Source organism: Pseudomonas sp. M5A4_2d (assembly GCF_053345295.1).
The window spans coordinates 988,997-1,007,513 of record NZ_JBKEZW010000001.1 but is presented as its reverse complement, the minus strand read 5'-3'; the positions used below and the strand labels follow the sequence as shown (position 1 = coordinate 1,007,513).

Below are 18,517 nucleotides of genomic sequence, written 5' to 3'. Positions count from 1 at the left end.
TGATGCGGTGCCGAATGCTCGTTCCCTTTTTAATCATGCTGCGCGAAGGCATTGAAGCCGCATTGATCGTTGGCATCATCGCCAGCTACCTGCAACAAACCGGTCGCGGCCAGTGGATGCCCGCCGTGTGGATCGGCGTGTTCCTTGCCGCCGCCCTCGCCTTGCTGGTAGGCGGTGGCCTGGAGTTGGTCAGCGCTGAATTCCCGCAAAAACAACAGGAACTGTTCGAAGGTGTCGTAGGCCTGGTCGCCGTGGGCATTCTCAGTTCCATGGTGTTCTGGATGCGCAAAGTAGCGCGCTCGATCAAACATTCCCTGCATGCATCCCTGGACCACGCGCTCACAGGCTCCAGGCATCAGGTGATTGCGCTGATCGCCATGGTGTTTTTCGCCGTGGCCCGCGAAGGCCTGGAGACGGTGTTCTTCCTGCTGGCGGTGTTCCAGCAGAGCGAAGGCCCGGGCGCACCGATTGGCGCCCTGCTCGGCCTGATCCTGGCGATCATCGTTGGGTTCCTGATCTACAGCGGCAGCATGCGCCTGAACCTCGGCGCGTTTTTCCGCTGGACCGGCCTGTTCATCCTGGTGGTAGCCGCCGGCATTCTGGCCAATTCGGTGCAGGCCCTGCACGAAGCCGGTGTGTGGAACCACCTGCAATCCGTGCTGTTCGACTTCAGTGCCGCGCTGCCGATGGACAGCCCGCTGGGCTCAGTCCTGGCCGGTATGTTCGGTTACCAGGAAGCGCCAACGGTCAGCACCCTGGGTGCCTATCTGATTTATCTGGTGGTGGCGCTGGTGATGTTCTTCCTGCCCTCGCCCCCCGCCAGGCCCGTCGCCAACCCCTCTTCCGTTTCCAGCCAGTAAGGACCGCCTTTTGTCCAACCAAACCCCTCAATCGGTACCGCCTTCCCGCGCCCTGCGCTGGGCGGTGGCCGGCTCGGTGGTGGTGATGATCGCCGCCGGCGCGCTGTTCTATTACGCCTCACAGTTGGCCGCGGCCAAACGCCAGACCAACCACGATGAAATTGCCGTGACCATCCATGGACACGCCTGCGAACCCAACGAACTGACCGTGCCCGCCGGGCGCGCGAGTTTTCGCATCATCAACCGCTCCGACCGCGCGGTGGAATGGGAAATCCTCGACGGTGTGCTGGTGATAGAAGAGCGCGAAAATATCGCCCCGGGTTTAAGCCAGATCATCAACGCCAACCTGCTGCCCGGCGACTATGCGATCACGTGCGGTTTGCTGAGCAACCCGCGCGGTACCTTGCACGTCACACCGACGGCGGCGTCCGATGCCCAGGCCAAGGCCAAGCCGTCGATGGTGGCCTTTATCGGCCCGCTGTCGGAGTTCCGCGTGTACCTGAGCAGCCAAGGCAGTGCACTGATCAAGGCGGTGACCGCGCTGCAGCAAGCCATTGAGGCCGGCGACCTGGCCCAGGCCCAGGCACTGTATGTGCCGGCCCGCGAGGCGTATCAGCGACTGGCGCCGGCCTCGCAACGCCTGGCCGAATTGGATAACGCGATCAACGCCCGCGCCGACTACTTTGAAAAGCGCGAGCAAGACCCTGCCTTCAGCGGCTTCCACCGCCTTGAATACAGCCTGTTCAAGCAGCGCAGCCTGGATGGCCTGGCGCCGGTTGCTCAACGCCTGGTCAGCGACGTCACCGCGCTCAAGCAACAACTGCTGGCCCAGTCGCTGCCACCCGAGCAACTGGTGAGCATTGTGGTGCGCAACCTCAATAGCCTGGCGGATGTTCGTGCCGCCAGCGGTGAAGAGGAACGCTACAGCCATATCGACTTGAACGGCTTTGCCGCCAACCTTGAAGCCGCCCACAAGGTGGTGGAGTTGATGCGACCGTTGTTGACCAAGTCCGCTGCTGACGTGCTGCCGAAAATCGACAGCGCCCTCGAAGCGTTCGATGCCGAACTCAATGGGTTCAAGGTCAACAACGGCTACAGCGCGTATGACAGCGTTACCGCCGATCAGCGCAAGCAGATCGCCGACAAGGCCAAGGCTCTGGCCGTTGCACTCGATGGAATCGACCCCGCCCTTGGCCTTTCCGGCCTGCAGTGAAGACGACCTAACACATGAGTGATTCAGAACAATTTTCCGCGCAACGCCGCCGGGTCCTGCTCGGCATGGCCGCCACCGGCGCAGCGATTGCCGGCAGCACCCTGACCTGCCCGGCCATGGCGGCCGCCGCCGCCGAACAGGTCACTACCGCACCGCGCAGTGACAAGACCCAGGACCATCAGGACTTTTTCGGCAAGCACCAGAGCGGCATCGTCACTCCGCGCCCGGCCTGCGGCATGCTGGTAGCGTTTGATGTGCTGGCCAGCGACCGCGAAGACCTGGAGCGCCTGTTCCGCACGTTGAATGAGCGCATCAGCTTCCTGATGACCGGCGGCACCGTGCCGCAAGTCGACCCGAAACTGCCGCCCACCGACTCCGGCATCCTCGGCCCGGTCGTGACACCGGATAACCTGACCATCACCGTCTCCGTCGGCGAGTCACTCTTCGATGAGCGCTTCGGCCTCACCGCCGTCAAACCCAAGCGCCTGATCCGCATGGTCGGCTTCCCCAATGATGCGTTGGAACCGGCGCAGTGCCACGGCGACCTGAGCCTGCAATTTTCCTCCAACACGCCGGACACCAATATCCACGCCCTGCGCGACATCGTGAAGAACCTGCCGGACCTGCTGCTGGTGCGCTGGAAGCAGGAAGGCAGCGTACCGCCCCAGGCCCCCGCCAAACCGGGTGAGCCTGCGCAGAGCGCGCGTAACTTCCTGGGCTTTCGTGACGGTTCGGCCAACCCGAACTCCAACGACAACAAGGCCATGGACCAGATTGTCTGGGTGCAGCCCGGCAGCGACGAACCCGCCTGGGCCGCCAACGGCAGCTATCAGGCCGTGCGGATCATCCGCAACTTTGTCGAGCGCTGGGACCGTACTCCGCTGCAAGAACAGGAAAGCATCATCGGCCGCGTCAAACCCACAGGCGCGCCGATGGATGGCGACAAAGAAACCCAGGTCCCCGACTACAGCAAGGACCCGGAAGGCAAGTTGACCAAGCTCGATGCCCACATCCGCCTGGCCAACCCACGCACCCCGCAGACTCAGGCCAACCTGATTCTGCGTCGGCCGTTCAACTACTCCAACGGCGTCAACAAAAACGGTCAGCTGGACATGGGGCTGTTGTTCATCTGCTACCAGGCTGACCTGGAGAAAGGCTTTATCAGCGTGCAAACCCGCCTCAACGGCGAGCCCCTGGAGGAATACCTCAAGCCGGTCGGCGGCGGGTACTTCTTCACCTTGCCGGGGGTGGCGGGCCCCAAGGATTTCATTGGGCGCACGCTACTTGCTGCAACGCACCCTCAAACCACTGCCAACACTTAAAACAAACTCAGAGCGGATACGTCACATGAAGAAGTCGATTATCGCGTTGTCGTTGTTAATGACCCTTTCGCCGCTGGCAGCGTTCGCCGCGACTGCGCCGCTGGACCTGGTAGGCCCGGTATCGGACTACAAGATCTACGTCACCGAAGAAATCGGTGAGCTGGTCACCCAGACCAAAGCGTTCACCGATGCTATCAACCAAGGCGACCTGGCCACCGCAAAGAAGCTCTACGCGCCAACCCGCGTGCACTATGAGTCCATCGAGCCGATAGCCGAGCTGTTCAGCGACCTCGATGCCTCGATCGACTCACGCGTTGATGACCACGAAAAAGGCGTGACCGCCGAAGACTTCACCGGCTTCCACCGCATCGAGTACGTGCTGTTCTCCCAGAACACCACCAAAGGCCTGGAAACGCTGACCGCCAAGCTCAACACCGACGTCAACGACCTGAAAACCCGGGTCGATGGCCTGACCTTCCCGCCCGAAAAAGTCGTCGGCGGTGCCGCAGCATTGCTGGAAGAAGTCGCCGCCACCAAGATCTCCGGTGAAGAAGACCGCTACAGCCACACCGACCTGTATGACTTCCAGGGCAACATCGACGGCGCGAAGAAAATCGTCGACCTGTTCCGTGGCCAGCTCGAGAAGCAAGACAAGGCCTTCCTGGCCAAGGTCGACAAGAACTTCGCCACCGTGGACAAAATCCTGGCCAAGTACAAGACCAAGGATGGCTGCTATGAGACCTACGACAAGGTCAAGGAAACCGACCGCAAGGCCCTGGTGGGTCCGGTCAATACCTTGGCTGAAGACCTTTCGACCCTGCGTGGCAAGCTGGGTCTGAACTGATAGCAAACTCCCGCGCCATGCACCTGGACGAGTCGTAGAGTGCATGGTACGGGGGCCTGTGAACGCTTAACTCACCGGCGAGTCCGGCGTGAAGTCTTCCAGTGGAGCCCCGGTGGGCCGATGCGTGACCGGGTCAATCGCGTACCACAGTGTGTCTATTTGCACCGCGCGCAATGCGCAATTTTGACTCACTCCCAGTTGGCTTGACGGGTACATACTGGTCTCCTGCCCCACGGGCTGAGGGTACAACGTGTCATAGACCCCAAGCCCCCATCGGCACTTTTCAAAGGCCGTGGTCGTCAGATAGAAACCCTTCCCGACAGGCACCAACTTACCTGCCAGTACTTGTCGGGTTGCACCGATTGCTTTGGGGCCGATCCTCAAGACATCAGAAACTCCGTCGAGCGGATTGAACAGACTGCGAAAGAATGGCGCAACGCCTTTCACCGCCCGCAGGGTGAATGCAGTGCCGCTGAACGGAACAATCGCCTTGAGCCCCTTGAAAAAGTTTCTTGCCACGGCCAACCCTCCAGTAAATGCGAATGAAGCGAAGTCGATCAACAACCCTTTGAACCCTGCGCCAATGTTGCCGTCGCCGATATCGGCAACAGCCCCCACAAACGGGATAAGGCTTAACACCGTTCTCAGGTTTTCATGGGTAAAGACTTTCCCGGAATCAAACGGATAGGTGCGTCTTTTCCGCAGCTTTGTCGGCTCGTTGGCGTAATCGAGCAACGCCTGGCGTTTGCCATCGAACGTGGCGGCGACGATAGCCTTGGCTATATCGTTGGTTTTTCTCGAAGCCCAACTGTTGGGCACATAAACAGGTGTGACGTTGGACCGCCTCGGCGCAGCCTGACCCGGCAACGTTTGCCCGAACTTTTCGATAATGGCCTTGGTTCGCACCCCGGGGCGCAGCTCGCTCCCCGTCTGGTAGGCCTGGAAGTCAAAGTCAACCGGTGCCGCCTTACGAAAGTCCACAGATATGTGTGCGAAAGGACCGTAGGGTACCGAATTTTTTTCAACCACACCGTCCAACTTGAGCTCAGAGAACAGCAGGTGGCGTTTGGACACCTTCATTGAGCCTGGGAACATTTCGAGATAGGTGTATCCCCCCTCCTCCCCTTTGTTCTTGTAACGCAGCAGAACGCCGCGCTTGGCCCTCTTGTCGGCAACCTTCGAGTCCTTCCCCTGATCCCGTTCCAGGGACTCCCCGGTCTCTTCACGCAATGTGAAGATCTCCACATCATCGGACTCCAACCCCTGGCGCACATCCAGCGGTGCGTTGGCGATCATCAGCTTGATCACGGTTTCTTCTGCACGACGACTGTCGGCCAGGTATTGATCCACAGCAGGCGTCACCAGCGATGCAATTGACGCAAGCTTCCTGATCCTATCGTCAAAGGTTTCCTGAGAAACCTTGGGGTGGATGAATCTGTATTTTTTGTCTTGGGCAAATACCTTGTTCAACACCTCGCCCAGGAGCGTCAGAGGGTCCAGACTCGCTTGTTGTGTAAGGATCACATCGGTCAAGCGCAGCTGGCGTGGCTCCAGGTGCCCTTCATTTCTAGGGTTGTACGGCGTGTCGGTATCAAGTTCGAGTTTGAAGCTGGCGATTTCTTCTTGGGTCATTTCAGGAAACAGCAGCGCCAATTGATCGATCAACAGGCTCGTCTGGCTGGGCGGCTCACTGGTCAGGCTCTGGAAAGCTGTGTGAGTACTGTTTTCTCGGTCGGCGAACGCCTGCGCGGCGGCGCTGTAATCCCCAGCAGAGTAAAACCCATCGGACCTCTTGGGAAATACACCACTCATCACGGCCCAATCCAGCAGCGTCGGTACCCCGAGGCATTTTATCAACGTCTCGTGTTCCGGCCCCATGGGATTGCGCCGGGTAAGGGCCTGAACCTGGGTGATATTCAACGATCGTGAACTACCCGCCCCACCCAGTTTTTCCGCCATGGCACAACCAAGGCGCAGGTTCATCCAAGCGGTCGAACCCATGCTGACTTGCCCGGGTGACAACTTGAGCGACTCAGGCACCTGTGCCGACACGCCGGGGTCGGGTTTAACCAGAAACTCGGGGGCCGCCTGTGCCAACAACAGATGGGCGATCAGAGGTGCCATCTTGGCGTCGGCAACTTTACTTTCCAATTGGGTTTCAATATCGCCGCGTACCTCGTCCAACGTGCGGCCAAGATTGTTGGGCTGATAAATGTCGTAGCCGGCAACCACCCCGGGCGTGCCAGGAACCGCAACCTCGACGCCGGCCTTGATGGCCGCTGCCAAGAGTTGATGACGGGTAGCCCTTGAAATGGGTTTGTCGCCGGCCACATCAGCCATATTTAGCAACTGTGCCAGTTCCTGGGCCTTCGTGATTGCGTGGGGCGAATCGAAAAACAGTTGAAGTTGCAGGTCCGGGTTGTTCGGCAGGTCTTTCCTGGCCAAATGACTGAGCAACAGTTGAGTGACCGAGCCAGGGCCGGTGGACTGCGCCTTCAACACGGGCCAATCACTTGGTGACAACGCCCCAGGGGTCCAGGTATAAGGCGTCAAGGCAGCATAATCACCGGCCGCAGGCGATGGTGGCAGCTTGGTGGTGAGCCAGCCGATAGCCGAGTTCACTTGCGCAACCGTTTCGGGGCAGCCCAACCCGGAAAACACCAGAAGCTGGCGCACGTCATACAGGGGGCTCGAATACAGGGTATTCCCGGTCGCCTTGCTCATCTCTACAAGTTTATTGAAGCCCGCATTTAGCGTCTTGATGGCAGTTCGCTCAGCCGGACTGCCGGCGGACCAAACCTTGCTGATCTCATCATCCAGAAACACTTGTAAAGACACCCATTGATTAGCGGCGTCGCGCACTTCGAGGCTCCCATCAGAGATCCTGTAAACGTTATCCGCGCCGCCAAGCCCCGCCTTTTCAATTAAGGTCTTGAAAGCAGGCATCGCCAGCCATTCAATAAAGCGATCGCGGGGCAGTTGGCTTTTTTGCGCCAGTGTCGACTCAGGGTAAACGACTGCGCGCTGGGCGCTCAGATTGATCGTGTCGTCCGGGGACTTATCGTTAACCATCGCCTGCAGGTGCGACGCCAGCGCCGCGCGAACATCGTTGTCACTGCTTTTCTGTGCGACCTGCTGGAACTGCTGTTGCCAGTGGCTGCGTTTTTCGTCGGGTATCAGCGGCCAGCCATTCTTCTTAAGCAGTTTGCCAAGCTGCGCTCCTTCTTTTGGGTTGCCGTGTGGCTTCAAACCATAAAATTCAAGGACTGTGTATACATCACGAAAATCACCTGTTTTTTCGTCGGGCAGCAAAATCCCATGATAGTCAGAGCACAACGTGTTCACAGCTTCGGCCACTTTAGCGCCGACCTCCCACCAGCCGGACCCGTCGGTAGCGGTGAACCTTTGTGTGACCTTCTTGCCGTCGACAACCACCGTGCCTTCTACCCCGTCGCTGAAAACACGCACAGTCGACAAATCCAAGCCTTTGGCCTTGAGCCACGCTTGAACCTGTGGTTCCCGCACAGCCTGGCTGAAGGCCTCAATGAAAGGGGTGATTGACGCGCTTGGAGGAAAGGGGTGGGCTTTGAGCTTGCCGGTAATCAGCCAGTGCGTGAAGTTTTGCTGCAGACTCTTATCGGCTTTTTTTGCATCAACCGACGCTGGATAAAACGCAGTTTTGCGCTCGGCATACGTTGGCATGCCACCAGTTTCTGACGAAACCTGGCGTTTACCACGCGCCGAAGGCTGCTCAAATTTGAGTTGCGTCAGCTGTCCATCCAAGCGGCGTGGTGCGCCTGCCAGCGACGAGCTTTCAATCTCGCCCGTCTTGTCCTGACCCCTTGGCGCAACCGGGGGATTATGGGGTTCAACGTGGCCAGTGCTTCTTGCGGCAACTGAAGGAGGCGTCCCCATACGATTTAAAGTCACTGTCGACATTCAAGTTCTCTTTACGGTTCAGATCGTAAGAGTTCTTGTCCCTAAGAACTGTCGAGAAGAAATGTACGAACGTGCGCCCAATATGGGTGCCAGCAAACTCTCAAGACTGCGAAGGCAGTCAGAGAGTTTGTGGTAGGACTCCTGCTGTTTTACAAGATTCGGTAAAGCAACCGCTCGATCCGCACCCGACTGACCCGCCGCAGGAACTTGCCCACGGCCGGCGGGTACTCCAACAGCGTCTGCAATTGTTGGTAACGTTCGATGCGCGTGGTGTGCTGAAAAATCTCTGCCAGCTCCGTACGCCTCGGCGCCAGCCACTGGCCTTTCGGGTCATCAATCAGCAAGGCGTTTTCCAGATCGAGGCGGAACGCACGCGGGTTGAGGTTATTGCCCGTGAGCAAGGTGTAACGCTGGTCGACCCACATCCCCTTGAGGTGGTAGGTGTTGTCACCGTCGCGCCACAAGTGCAGGTTCAACTGGCCGCTGTCGATCATTGGCTGATGACGTTTGGCGAAGCGGCGCAGGCTGATTTCATACAGGTAAGGCAGTGCCGAGATCACCTTGAATGGCTCGCTGGGCGGTATGTAGAAATCGTTGGCGGTTTTGTCGCCGACGATGATGTCGACCTTCACCCCGCGCGCCAGGGCCCGGTTAATTTCCCGGGTCACCGGCAGCGGCAGGTTGAAGTACGGCGTGCAAATGGTCAGTTGATGCTGGGCACTGGCGATCAGCTCGAGGATCACCCGGTTCAACGGGTTGTTCTTGCCGACACCGAGCAATGGGCTCACCGACAAATGGCCATTGGGCAACAGCCCCGTGGTGGTGTCATAGGCCGCGTGCTTCAAACGGCTGCGCAGGTCGCCGATATCGTTGCGCAGGCTGCGGGTAGTCGGCGGGTTCGGCAAGTCCAGGCGGTGTACGGCCTTGGACGCTACCAGACCGTGCTCCACCAGGTGTTGCATCGAGTCAGCCAACGGCGCGTTGTGGATCAGGTGATAGCGGTCAAAACGGTACTTGTCGAACTTGTGCAGGTACACGTTGTTCAGGCTGGCGCCGCTGTACAGCACACTGTCGTCGATCACAAAGCCCTTGAGGTGCAACACGCCGAACAGTTCGCGGGTTTGCACCGGCACGCCGTAAACCGGCACTTCGCTGGCGTGGGTTTGGGTCATGGCCTGGTACCAGGCGCTGTTGCCCGGCTGCTTGCCGGCACCGATCAAGCCGCGCTGGGCACGCAGTGAATCGACCACCACCACAACGTCCAGCGCGGGCCGCGCAGCCTTGGCGGCGTGCAAGGCGTCGTAGATTTCCTGACCTGCTTCGTCCTGCTGCAAGTACAGCGCAACAATGTAGATACGCTGCGTGGCCTGGGAGATTTTTTCCAGCAGGCAACGGCGAAATGCGTCGGCACCGGACAGCACGTCGATGGCATCGGGAGACAGTGGGAAACCGCGCAGCTTGGGCAACAGGGAGCGTTTGAAGAACGACGGCATAAGGCTCGCAATGGTCGAATCCGAAGAGGCCCCGAGCTTACACCATGGGGGTGCTCAGGTCTCGCTGTCACACAGGGGAAAAATGTAATTGACCAAGAAGAACGATCGTTCTACTGTAGCCGGCATGAACGATATGACCCTGAGTGAAACCCGCGACATTATCCTCGACGTTACCGAAAAGCTGATCTATCGCCACGGCATCGCCGCCACGGGCATGGAGTTGCTGGTGAAAACGGCCGGTGTTTCGCGCAACAGTATTTACCGTTACTTCGCCAACAAAGATGAGCTGGTGATCGCCGCGCTGCAACGCCGCGACGCACGCTGGATGCAGTGGCTGCGCGATGAAGTGCAACGCAGCGAAGGCAGTGGCGAACGCCTGCTGGCACTGTTCAGCGCCCTCAAGGCCTGGTTCGGCTCGGCGGACTTTCGCGGTTGCGCCTTTATCAATACCAGTGGCGAAACCGGCAACGCGCAAGACCCGGTGCGCCTGCTGGCCAAGGCGCATAAACAGAAACTGTTCGAGTACGCACGTGAACTGTGTGAAGCCCATGGCACCTCAGCCCCCGAACAGCAGGCCGCGCAACTGCTGATCCTGATCGACGGCGCCATTACCGTTGCCTTGGTGATGGGCGATTCAACGTCTGCTGATAACGCGCAATGCATGGCGCGAACGTTATTGGGGCTTTGAACGCACATGCGTTGCAACTTTCGATAACCCTTTTTGTGTTCAGGAGCTGCCCCATGTCATCCAACGCCGAAGTACGTCCGCCGCTGCCTCCATTTACCCGTGAGTCCGCCATCGAGAAAGTCCGCCTGGCCGAAGACGGCTGGAATTCCCGGGACCCACAGCGGGTGTCGCTGGCTTATACGCCGGACACGCAGTGGCGAAACCGCGCCGAGTTTGCGCACAACCGCGAAGAGGCCAAAGGTTTCCTCACCCGTAAATGGGCCAAGGAGCTGGACTATCGACTGATCAAGGAGTTGTGGGCGTTTACCGGCAACCGCATCGCCGTGCGTTATGCCTATGAGTGGCACGACGACTCCGGCAACTGGTTCCGGTCCTATGGCAATGAGAACTGGGAATTCGACGAGAACGGCTTGATGGCGAATCGTTTTGCCTGCATCAACGACCTGCCGATCAAGGAAAGCGAGCGCAAGTTCCACTGGCCGCTGGGCCGGCGCCCGGATGATCACCCAGGCTTGTCTGACCTGGGTTTATAGACCCACGCTGTCAACCTGTGGGAGCTGGCTTGCCTGCGATTCAGACGACTCGGTGCACCAGGTTCACCGAAGCGATGTTATTGCAGGCAAGCCTGCTCCCACATGCCGAGGTTGTTCAGTCCTGATTCAGGCCTACCCGATACAGCACGCCCTTGTCCTCATCGGTCAGCACATACAGGTAGCCGTCCGGGCCCTGGCGCACATCGCGAATCCGCGCGTGCAACCCGCCCAGCAGGCGCTCCTCATGGATCACCTTGTCGCCATCGAACTGCAGGCGGATCAGCTCCTGGCTGGATAACGCGCCAATAAACAGGTTGTGCTGCCACGCCTTGAAACGATCGGCGTCATAAAACGCCATGCCACTGATGCCCGGCGATTTTTCCCAGACGTGATGGGGCGCCACTGTACCCTCCACGGTCTTGCCCTTGGCCTCGGGAATTGGCGTGAGAGAATAGTTGATGCCATGGGTTGCCAATGGCCAACCGTAATTCTTGCCACGCTCAATGATATTGATTTCATCCCCTCCGCGCGGCCCATGTTCATTTTCCCAGATCGTGCCGCTCCACGGGTTCATCGCCAGCCCTTGCGGGTTGCGCTGGCCATAGGACCAGATTTCGGGGCGTACGCCCTCCTGACCGACGAAAGGGTTGTCATCCGGCACGCGGCCATCCGGGAAGATCCGCACCACCTTGCCTTGCAACTTGTCCAGGTCCTGGGCCGTCGGCCGGTCGTTGTTTTCACCGAGCGTCACGAACAGGTAGCCATCGCGGTCGAAAGCCAGACGTGAGCCGAAGTGGTTTCCGGTCGAGAGCTTGGGCTCCTGGCGCAGGATCACCTTGAAGTCTTTCAAACCGCTCAAGTCGTCGGCCAGACGCCCGCGCCCGACGGCGGTGCCGGCTTTGCCACCCTCGCCGCCGCCTTCGGCGTACGACAGGTAGACCATACGGTCCTGCTTGAAGTCCGGCGAGAGCACCACATCGAGCAAACCGCCCTGCCCTTTGGCCCACACCTGCGGCACACCGGTCAGTGGCGCTGAAAGCTGGCCGTCCGGGCTGACAAACCGCAGATGCCCCGGGCGCTCGGTCACCAGGAAGCCTTGTTTGTCCGGCAGAAACGCCACCGCCCACGGGTGGTCCAGGCCTTTGGCGATCGGGGTCGCCGTGATGCTGCCTTGCTCGCTCGGGAACTGCTGGGCATCCGCCGCCCAAACGGTCGTCATGGGCAGCAGCGTGGTGGCGCAAAGCGCGGCTAGAAGGGTTTTGCGTAGAAACATAAGACAGAGTCCTTACCGGCGATTGCCGTTGGCATCGTAAGTGGGCGCTTTGGTGTCGGTCGCGGGACGGCTCGGGGCGGCATCCCGTTTCGGGTAGCGATTGCCGATACCACCGTTTTCCACGGTCGGCGCGGGGCTGGTCGGCCCGGTCTGGATACCGCGAACGGCCGGCGTATTGGGCTGGGTGCCCTGCATGCTGTTGGGGTTGGCCCGATGAATGGGGCTGTTGTTGGAATCGTTGCTGCCGGGCAGGTTCTGCGCCTGGGTGAATGGCGCGAGCGCCAGGCCCAACGCGAGCACTGCGAGATGACGCACACAGCTGTTCATGACAAAGCCTCTTTGGGGCGAGTGATACCTGCTTTCGATAACACGCTACGCCTTGGGTTCGGCTTTCGACATTAAATAGTTTCTCATCAGATGTAACACAATCTGTCCGCGCATCTGCCCGTCGAAACTTTTGCCAACGTCTGCGAGTCACCAGAACACTGACTCTTCTCAAGGAACGCAGCCATGCCAAGGGCAATCTGGAAAGGCGCCATCAGTTTCGGCTTGGTCCATATCCCGGTCTCGCTGGTCTCGGCGACGTCCTCCGAGGGCGTCGATTTTGACTGGCTGGACAAGCGCAGCATGGACCCGGTGGGCTACAAGCGCATCAACAAGGCCACCGGCAAGGAAATCACCAAGGACAATATCGTCAAGGGCGTGGCCTACGAGAAAGGCCGCTATGTGGTGCTCAGCGAAGAAGAAATTCGCTCCGCTCACCCTAAGTCGACCCAAACCATAGAAATCATCGCCTTCGTCGCCGCCGACCAGATCCCTCTGCAAAACATCGACACGCCCTACTTCCTGGCCCCGGACAAACGCGGCGGCAAGGTCTACGCCCTGCTGCGCGAAACGCTGAAGAAAACCGCCAGGGTGGCACTGGCCAATGTGGTCCTGCACACCAAGCAGCACCTGGCGGCGCTGATGCCACTGGACTCGGCGCTGGTACTGGTGATGCTGCGTTGGCCCGCCGAGGTACGCAGCCTGGACGAACTGGAGCTGGGCAGCGACGTGACCAAAGCCAGTTTGACCAAGGGCGAGCTGGACATGGCCAAGCGCCTGGTGGAAGACATGAGTGCCGACTGGCAGCCCGACGAATACCGCGACAGCTTCCAGGAAAAGATCATGGCGCTGGTCGCGAAAAAGGCCAAGGCCGGCAAGATCGAAGATGTGGAAAGCCAGGAAGGCAGCGAGGAACGTAAATCGGCCGATGTCATCGACCTGACAGAGCTGCTCAAACGCAGTCTTGCCGGCAAAGCCACCGCCAAGCCCGCGACGAAAAAGGCCGCGCCGAAAAAGCCTGCCGCGAAAACGTCCTCCAAAAAGGCCTCAAGAGCCTGACACCCGCCGGAGAACGTCATGGCGAAGCCCCTGAGTGAATACAACCGCAAGCGCGATTTTGAGATCACCGCAGAGCCCGCAGGCGACGCGCCTGCGGGTAAACGCAAGGCTTCGGCCCTGTCATTCGTGATTCAAAAACATGACGCCCGCAACCTGCACTACGACTTTCGCCTGGAGCTCGATGGCGTACTTAAAAGTTGGGCGGTGCCGAAGGGGCCGAGCCTCGACCCCAGCCAGAAACGCCTGGCAGTCCACGTCGAAGACCACCCTCTGAGCTACGGCACCTTTGAAGGCAGTATTGCGCCCGGCCAATATGGTGCCGGGGATGTGATTGTGTGGGATCGCGGTGTCTGGCAACCCCATGACGAGCCGCACAAGGCGTATGCGGCCGGCAAACTCAAGTTCACCCTGGTCGGTGAAAAACTTTCCGGCGATTGGGCGCTGGTCCGCACTCGGCTCAAGGGCAGCGGCGATAAGGAACAGTGGTTGCTGATCAAGGAAAAGGACCCGCAGGCCAGGCCGTCCGCTGACTACGACATCGTCCTGGACCAGCCGAAAAGTGTGCTCAGCGGCGCCGTGGTCGGTACACCCAAGCCGCCAAAGAAGCGCGAGAAAGCGCCCACTGCCCTGCCCGAACAACTCACCCCGCAATTGGCGACCCTGGTTGACCGCGCACCGCCCGGCGACTGGCGGTATGAAATCAAATTCGACGGTTACCGCATGCTGACACGCATCCGCGACGGTGAGGTGCGCCTGCTTACCCGCAACGGCAATGACTGGACCGACCGCTTGCCGCGTCAAGTCAAAGCGCTGCAAGCCCTCAAGCTCAAGGACAGCTGGCTGGACGGCGAAGTGGTCAGCCTCAATGCCGACGGCTTGCCAGACTTCCAGGCGCTGCAAAATGCGTTCGATATCGGCCGCAGCCTGGACATCGTCTATTACCTGTTCGACGCGCCTTTTCTGCAAGGGCAAGATCTGCGCGAAACCCCCTTGGAGGAGCGCCGTGCCGCGCTCAAATCCGCACTGTCCGGCAGCCGCAGCAAATTGCTGCGGTTCTCCGAAGCCTTTGCCGCCAACCAGCGCGACATCTTCGAAAGCGCTTGCGACCTGGCACTGGAAGGCGTAATCGGCAAGCGCGCAGGCAGCCCTTATGTTTCCAGCCGCAGTGCCGACTGGATCAAACTCAAGTGCCGCTTGCGCCAGGAGTTCGTGATTGTCGGCTACACGCGACCCCAAGGCTCACGCAGCGGGTTTGGCGCGCTGCTGCTGGCGGTCAATGACGACGCCGGGCTGGTCTATGCCGGACGCGTGGGCACCGGCTTTGATCAGGCAGCGCTGAAGTCGATCTATGCGCAGCTCAAACCCCTGGAGCGCACAACCTCACCGCTGGAACAGCCCTTGACCAGCACTCAGGCACGCGGTGTGCACTGGGTTGAACCCTCGCTCGTCGGCGAAGTGAATTTCACCGAATGGACGCGCGAAGGCGTGGTGCGCCAGGCGTCATTCGTTGCGTTGCGCACCGATAAGCCGGTGACGCAGATCATTCGTGAGCAGCCACGTAAGGCCAAGTCCCTCACGAAGGCTACGCCGGCGAGAAGCGCCAGCAGCGCTGTGAACATCACCCACCCCGACCGCGTGATTGACCCGCAAAGTGGTACACAAAAACAGCAATTGGCCGCCTACTACGAGAGCATCAGTGAATGGATCCTGCCCTTCCTGCGCCACCGGCCCGTCTCGCTGCTGCGTGCACCGCAAGGCATCGAGGGCGAGCAGTTCTTCCAAAAGCACTCTGAGCGACTCGCCATTGCACATATCAAACAGCTGGACCAGAAGCTCGACCCGGGCCATGCACGCCTGATGGAAATCGACACGGAGAGCGCCCTGATCGGCGCCGTGCAGATGGGCACGGTCGAGCTGCATACCTGGGGCGCCACCTCGGACCACATCGAAACCCCCGACCTGTTTGTACTTGACCTGGACCCGGACCCGGCACTGCCTTGGAAAACCATGCTGGAGGCAGCGCAACTGACACTGTCGGTATTGGATGAGCTTGGGCTCCAGGCCTTCGTCAAGACCAGCGGCGGTAAAGGTCTGCACCTGGTTGTACCGCTCGCGCGCCGGGATGGCTGGGAGACCGTGAAGGCGTTTGCCAAAGCCATCGCGCAGTTCATGGCGCTGCAATTGCCCGAACGCTTTAGCGCTACCTCGGGCCCAAAGAACCGGATCGGCAAGATCTTTATCGACTACCTGCGCAACGCGCGTGGCGCGAGCACCGTCGCCGCCTATTCGGTCAGGGCACGACCTGGCTTGCCGGTATCGGTACCGGTGAGTCGAGAGGAATTGAAAGGGTTACGCGGAGCCCAACAGTGGACGATCGCCAACCTTCACCTGCGGTTGAACAACCTCAAGGGCGATCCGTGGACCGGTTATGCGCACCGGCAGAAGATCAGCAAGACGATGTGGGACAAGCTGGGCGCGAAACCACCGCAGTGATTCGCGCCCGCAGGGCGATTTAGATCAGGATAAAGATCAGCGCCAAACCGGCGAAGATTGCCCATTTTTCCAGGTAGTAGCGTGCACGATTGCGCTTTTTGAGCTCTTTACCACGCAGACGGACCTTGTACAGGCGCGTGAACGCGCGGTTCAAGCCGCCGGTCTTGTCGCCATCATCATTGGGCGAACCGGCAGCCGCCATCACGTTACGGCTGAACCAGCGGTTGAACGCCGCCGCCCAGCGGTACTTCATTGGACGTTCGATGTCGCAAAACAAAATGATGCGGTTGTGCGCCGTGGTGTTTTCCGCGTAGTGAATGTAGGTCTCATCAAACATCACCGGCTCGCCGTCGCGCCAGTAATAGCTTTCGCCATCCACATTGATGTAGCAGCCAGGGTCGTTGGGTGTATCCAGGCCCAAGTGATAGCGGTAGGAACCGGCGTACGGATCACGGTGGCGTACCAGCTTGGAGCCCGGCGGCAACTCGGCAAACATCGCCGCCTTGATCGAGCCGATGCTTTGCACCAGTTCAGTGGTGCGCGGGCACAGCTTCATCGCCGACGGGTGACTGTCGCCATACCACTTGAGGTAAAAGCGCTTCCAGCCGGACTTGAAGAACGAGTTGAAACCCACGTCGTTGTACTGGTCAGAGCGCTTGATCTCGCCTGCCCGCATCAGGTTCTGGCCTTCCTGGCGGATTTCCTCCCAATGCTCCTGTAGCGGGCTCAGGTCCGGAAAATCGCTGGGCGACAGAAAGGGACGGCTTGGCTGCTTGGAAAACATGTAGAGGAAGCAGTTGACCGGCGCGAGGAACGTCGAGTGGTCGCTAAGCTGGCGGCCCAGCTTGTGTCGCACCCTGCCACGCAGGTGAACATACGCAATGGAGGCAACGTAGAGAACAACAATGATGAGTTTCAAGGGATTCGTCACAAGTCAGAAGAGAACAGGCTGCTCCTGCATGCCCACAACGGCCGAGGATAAGTAAGCAGCACCTGAAATCACGATTACACATTGGCGGTGAGTCGCGGGTTTACTGTCCGGACCAATGCCATTGGTGGTTATTTAGCCACAGTTTGTAACCAAAGGTTAACTAAGAATTGTGAAAAGCTGTCTACTAAACGTCATAAGCAAGTATGGACCGGCCTGGTTACCGGCCCATTGCAGGCGTGTTTACCGCGGCGGCTGACCGTCTGTGCACTCGCCACGTTGGAAACGGCCACTCCCAACAAAGGCGTACGGTTCAGCCTGGTGGTGCACGAGTGTAAAGTGACGGATCAGCGCCACCAGGTTCAAATGGCTCATATCGATGTTGAGGCCGCGTACCCTGGTGGCTTCCGCCCGAAGCGGTTCGACATCCCGCAAGAAGATATCTTCGTTCCCACGTTTTTGCAGAATTTCAACTTCACGGTTGGATTCCAGCAGTTGAAGCTCTTTGCCAATTTCAGCGACACGGCTATTGGTGAAGTCATCGCTAGGTGGCGATTTTTGATTCCTTTTCCGTTTCATAATTGGCACGGGCGGCGTCGACTTTTCCCCTTGAGCTCACTCAGGCGGTTATTAACGATCACCTTCAGATCAGCGCCGACTTGCTCACGCTGCGCGGCAATGGCGTACAACCCATTATCAGCTTTTTTTGCCGCCACAGGGCATGGAACAATTCAAACAGGTCAATTTCATCTGGCGTTGCCGGCGAATTGCGCGGAGAAGTTTGGTTCACAATGAGAACACTCTAACGTTGACAATAGAAAGCCACCTCCCGAAATTCGGACTTGAAGCCCGAGAGGCATGAAAACTCGGAGACAACGCCCTGAATACGAATGACCTATGGCAGTCAGCCCACGCAAAAAGGCCGTTTGCGCCGCCTGTCAGTAGCGTTACAGTTACACATTGGCCGATTCATTCCCCGTAATGTTGTGCTTACACGGCACCTCAACCTTCAGCAATAAGGAATTTGCATGCAATCTCTGTCAGACCCGGACTATCAAATGCTTCAGGGCGCTTGGGAGCAGACATCCCTGGAAGACAATGGCGTGGTCAACCCTGTTGATGCGCATAGCGCACCAGGGGCGATTACCACGATTAGCGGGGATCAATTCGAAGTGAGAACCGTCAGTGGCGAAATATTGCTCGCCGGCAGCTTTTCTCTGGACAGCAGCACTCAACCCAAAAGCATTACCTGGGTTGACTCGATGGGCGATGACGCCGGCAAGCCCTTGCCCGCCAGCTATCGTCTGGAAAAGGATGACTTTGTGTTTATCGCCGCGGACGAAGGCATGCCGCGCCCGGCTGTATTCAGCACCGGGCCCGGGCAAACCATGCGCACTTTTGTGCGTCGAGCCTGAACCGCGCGCCATCCGAACTTGCGACACGGTTTTCACATGACCTTCACTTTCCGGCCTATAGGGTGAGGCCTACCTACTCCAGTGAATCACTTGGCCCGCCTCTTCTCGCGGGCTTTTTTTTTGCGCGGCCAAC

At 59.2% G+C, this 18,517-nt stretch carries 15 protein-coding genes and 1 pseudogene; 9 read left to right on the top strand and 7 right to left on the bottom strand.

Annotation, left to right across the window (positions count from 1 at the left end; translation table 11 throughout):
- Positions 1-14 precede the first annotated feature (14 nt).
- The 4 genes from efeU to efeO (ACLBW8_RS04635) are packed head-to-tail and all read left to right on the top strand — an operon-like array spanning position 15 to position 4,239.
- Entirely contained in the window at positions 15-860 is an 846-nt protein-coding gene (gene efeU, locus ACLBW8_RS04650) for an iron uptake transporter permease EfeU (RefSeq protein WP_447804707.1), read from the top strand.
- A gap of 10 nt (positions 861-870) precedes the next feature.
- A complete protein-coding gene (efeO, locus tag ACLBW8_RS04645; RefSeq protein ID WP_447804706.1) occupies positions 871-2,073 on the top strand; it encodes an iron uptake system protein EfeO in 1,203 nt (400 codons plus the stop codon).
- A gap of 14 nt (positions 2,074-2,087) precedes the next feature.
- On the top strand, positions 2,088-3,395 hold the full coding sequence (efeB, locus tag ACLBW8_RS04640; RefSeq protein WP_447804705.1) for an iron uptake transporter deferrochelatase/peroxidase subunit: 1,308 nt from the start codon (positions 2,088-2,090) through the stop codon (positions 3,393-3,395).
- A 25-nt stretch (positions 3,396-3,420) separates the two neighbouring features.
- Positions 3,421-4,239: an iron uptake system protein EfeO gene (efeO, locus tag ACLBW8_RS04635; protein WP_447804704.1), complete on the top strand. Its 819-nt coding sequence runs from the start codon at positions 3,421-3,423 to the stop codon at positions 4,237-4,239.
- 66 nt (positions 4,240-4,305) lie between these two features.
- On the opposite strand, the gene ACLBW8_RS04630 is transcribed toward efeO (ACLBW8_RS04635), so the two are convergent.
- The gene (locus ACLBW8_RS04630) at positions 4,306-8,178 is read right to left on the bottom strand and encodes a hypothetical protein (RefSeq protein ID WP_447804703.1); all 3,873 of its coding nucleotides are present in this window, start codon (positions 8,176-8,178) and stop codon (positions 4,306-4,308) included.
- A gap of 149 nt (positions 8,179-8,327) precedes the next feature.
- The gene (pssA, locus tag ACLBW8_RS04625) at positions 8,328-9,671 is read right to left on the bottom strand and encodes a CDP-diacylglycerol--serine O-phosphatidyltransferase (protein ID WP_447804702.1); all 1,344 of its coding nucleotides are present in this window, start codon (positions 9,669-9,671) and stop codon (positions 8,328-8,330) included.
- A 124-nt stretch (positions 9,672-9,795) separates the two neighbouring features.
- On the opposite strand from pssA, the gene ACLBW8_RS04620 reads away from it, so the two are divergent.
- Together ACLBW8_RS04620 and ACLBW8_RS04615 are read left to right on the top strand one after the other, a co-directional pair.
- Positions 9,796-10,359: a TetR/AcrR family transcriptional regulator gene (locus ACLBW8_RS04620; RefSeq protein ID WP_447805017.1), complete on the top strand. Its 564-nt coding sequence runs from the start codon at positions 9,796-9,798 to the stop codon at positions 10,357-10,359.
- 53 nt (positions 10,360-10,412) lie between these two features.
- Complete coding sequence (locus ACLBW8_RS04615) at positions 10,413-10,892, top strand: nuclear transport factor 2 family protein (protein WP_221294649.1); 480 nt, start codon at positions 10,413-10,415, stop codon at positions 10,890-10,892.
- A gap of 115 nt (positions 10,893-11,007) precedes the next feature.
- Here ACLBW8_RS04615 and ACLBW8_RS04610 read toward each other — a convergent pair whose 3' ends face one another.
- Together ACLBW8_RS04610 and ACLBW8_RS04605 are read right to left on the bottom strand one after the other, a co-directional pair.
- Complete coding sequence (locus ACLBW8_RS04610) at positions 11,008-12,165, bottom strand: PQQ-dependent sugar dehydrogenase (RefSeq protein WP_447804701.1); 1,158 nt, start codon at positions 12,163-12,165, stop codon at positions 11,008-11,010.
- 12 nt (positions 12,166-12,177) lie between these two features.
- On the bottom strand, positions 12,178-12,492 hold the full coding sequence (locus ACLBW8_RS04605) for a hypothetical protein (RefSeq protein WP_447804700.1): 315 nt from the start codon (positions 12,490-12,492) through the stop codon (positions 12,178-12,180).
- Between the two features lie 183 nt (positions 12,493-12,675).
- Here ACLBW8_RS04605 and ku point away from each other — a divergent pair, with 183 nt between their 5' ends.
- Positions 12,676-13,548: a non-homologous end joining protein Ku gene (ku, locus tag ACLBW8_RS04600; protein ID WP_447804699.1), complete on the top strand. Its 873-nt coding sequence runs from the start codon at positions 12,676-12,678 to the stop codon at positions 13,546-13,548.
- Positions 13,549-13,566: 18 nt separating this feature from the next.
- Entirely contained in the window at positions 13,567-16,041 is a 2,475-nt protein-coding gene (gene ligD / locus ACLBW8_RS04595; RefSeq protein ID WP_447804698.1) for a DNA ligase D, read from the top strand.
- Between the two features lie 19 nt (positions 16,042-16,060).
- On the opposite strand, the gene lpxO is transcribed toward ligD, so the two are convergent.
- From lpxO to ACLBW8_RS04580, 3 genes and pseudogenes are all read right to left on the bottom strand, one after another.
- Complete coding sequence (lpxO, locus tag ACLBW8_RS04590; protein ID WP_447804697.1) at positions 16,061-16,960, bottom strand: lipid A hydroxylase LpxO; 900 nt, start codon at positions 16,958-16,960, stop codon at positions 16,061-16,063.
- A gap of 252 nt (positions 16,961-17,212) precedes the next feature.
- Positions 17,213-17,655: pseudogene (locus ACLBW8_RS04585) on the bottom strand (hypothetical protein); the annotation flags it as partial.
- Entirely contained in the window at positions 17,613-17,759 is a 147-nt protein-coding gene (locus tag ACLBW8_RS04580; RefSeq protein WP_447804696.1) for a Wzz/FepE/Etk N-terminal domain-containing protein, read from the bottom strand. The pseudogene ACLBW8_RS04585 and the gene ACLBW8_RS04580, both read right to left, overlap by 43 nt.
- Positions 17,760-17,997: 238 nt before the next feature.
- On the opposite strand from ACLBW8_RS04580, the gene ACLBW8_RS04575 reads away from it, so the two are divergent.
- Complete coding sequence (locus tag ACLBW8_RS04575; RefSeq protein ID WP_447804695.1) at positions 17,998-18,384, top strand: TIGR03067 domain-containing protein; 387 nt, start codon at positions 17,998-18,000, stop codon at positions 18,382-18,384.
- Positions 18,385-18,517 lie beyond the last annotated feature (133 nt).

What these genes read in the sequence shown, in the direction of transcription:
- efeU (WP_447804707.1), top strand. Translation starts at nt 15, where the DNA reads ATGCTCGTTCCCTTTTTAATCATGCTGCGCGAAGGCATTGAAGCCGCA.
- efeB (WP_447804705.1), top strand. Translation starts at nt 2,088, where the DNA reads ATGAGTGATTCAGAACAATTTTCCGCGCAACGCCGCCGGGTCCTGCTC.
- efeO (WP_447804704.1), top strand. Translation starts at nt 3,421, where the DNA reads ATGAAGAAGTCGATTATCGCGTTGTCGTTGTTAATGACCCTTTCGCCG.
- ACLBW8_RS04630 (WP_447804703.1), bottom strand. Translation starts at nt 8,178, where the DNA reads ATGTCGACAGTGACTTTAAATCGTATGGGGACGCCTCCTTCAGTTGCC.
- pssA (WP_447804702.1), bottom strand. Translation starts at nt 9,671, where the DNA reads ATGCCGTCGTTCTTCAAACGCTCCCTGTTGCCCAAGCTGCGCGGTTTC.
- ACLBW8_RS04620 (WP_447805017.1), top strand. Translation starts at nt 9,796, where the DNA reads ATGAACGATATGACCCTGAGTGAAACCCGCGACATTATCCTCGACGTT.
- ACLBW8_RS04615 (WP_221294649.1), top strand. Translation starts at nt 10,413, where the DNA reads ATGTCATCCAACGCCGAAGTACGTCCGCCGCTGCCTCCATTTACCCGT.
- ACLBW8_RS04610 (WP_447804701.1), bottom strand. Translation starts at nt 12,165, where the DNA reads ATGTTTCTACGCAAAACCCTTCTAGCCGCGCTTTGCGCCACCACGCTG.
- ACLBW8_RS04605 (WP_447804700.1), bottom strand. Translation starts at nt 12,492, where the DNA reads ATGAACAGCTGTGTGCGTCATCTCGCAGTGCTCGCGTTGGGCCTGGCG.
- ku (WP_447804699.1), top strand. Translation starts at nt 12,676, where the DNA reads ATGCCAAGGGCAATCTGGAAAGGCGCCATCAGTTTCGGCTTGGTCCAT.
- ligD (WP_447804698.1), top strand. Translation starts at nt 13,567, where the DNA reads ATGGCGAAGCCCCTGAGTGAATACAACCGCAAGCGCGATTTTGAGATC.
- ACLBW8_RS04575 (WP_447804695.1), top strand. Translation starts at nt 17,998, where the DNA reads ATGCAATCTCTGTCAGACCCGGACTATCAAATGCTTCAGGGCGCTTGG.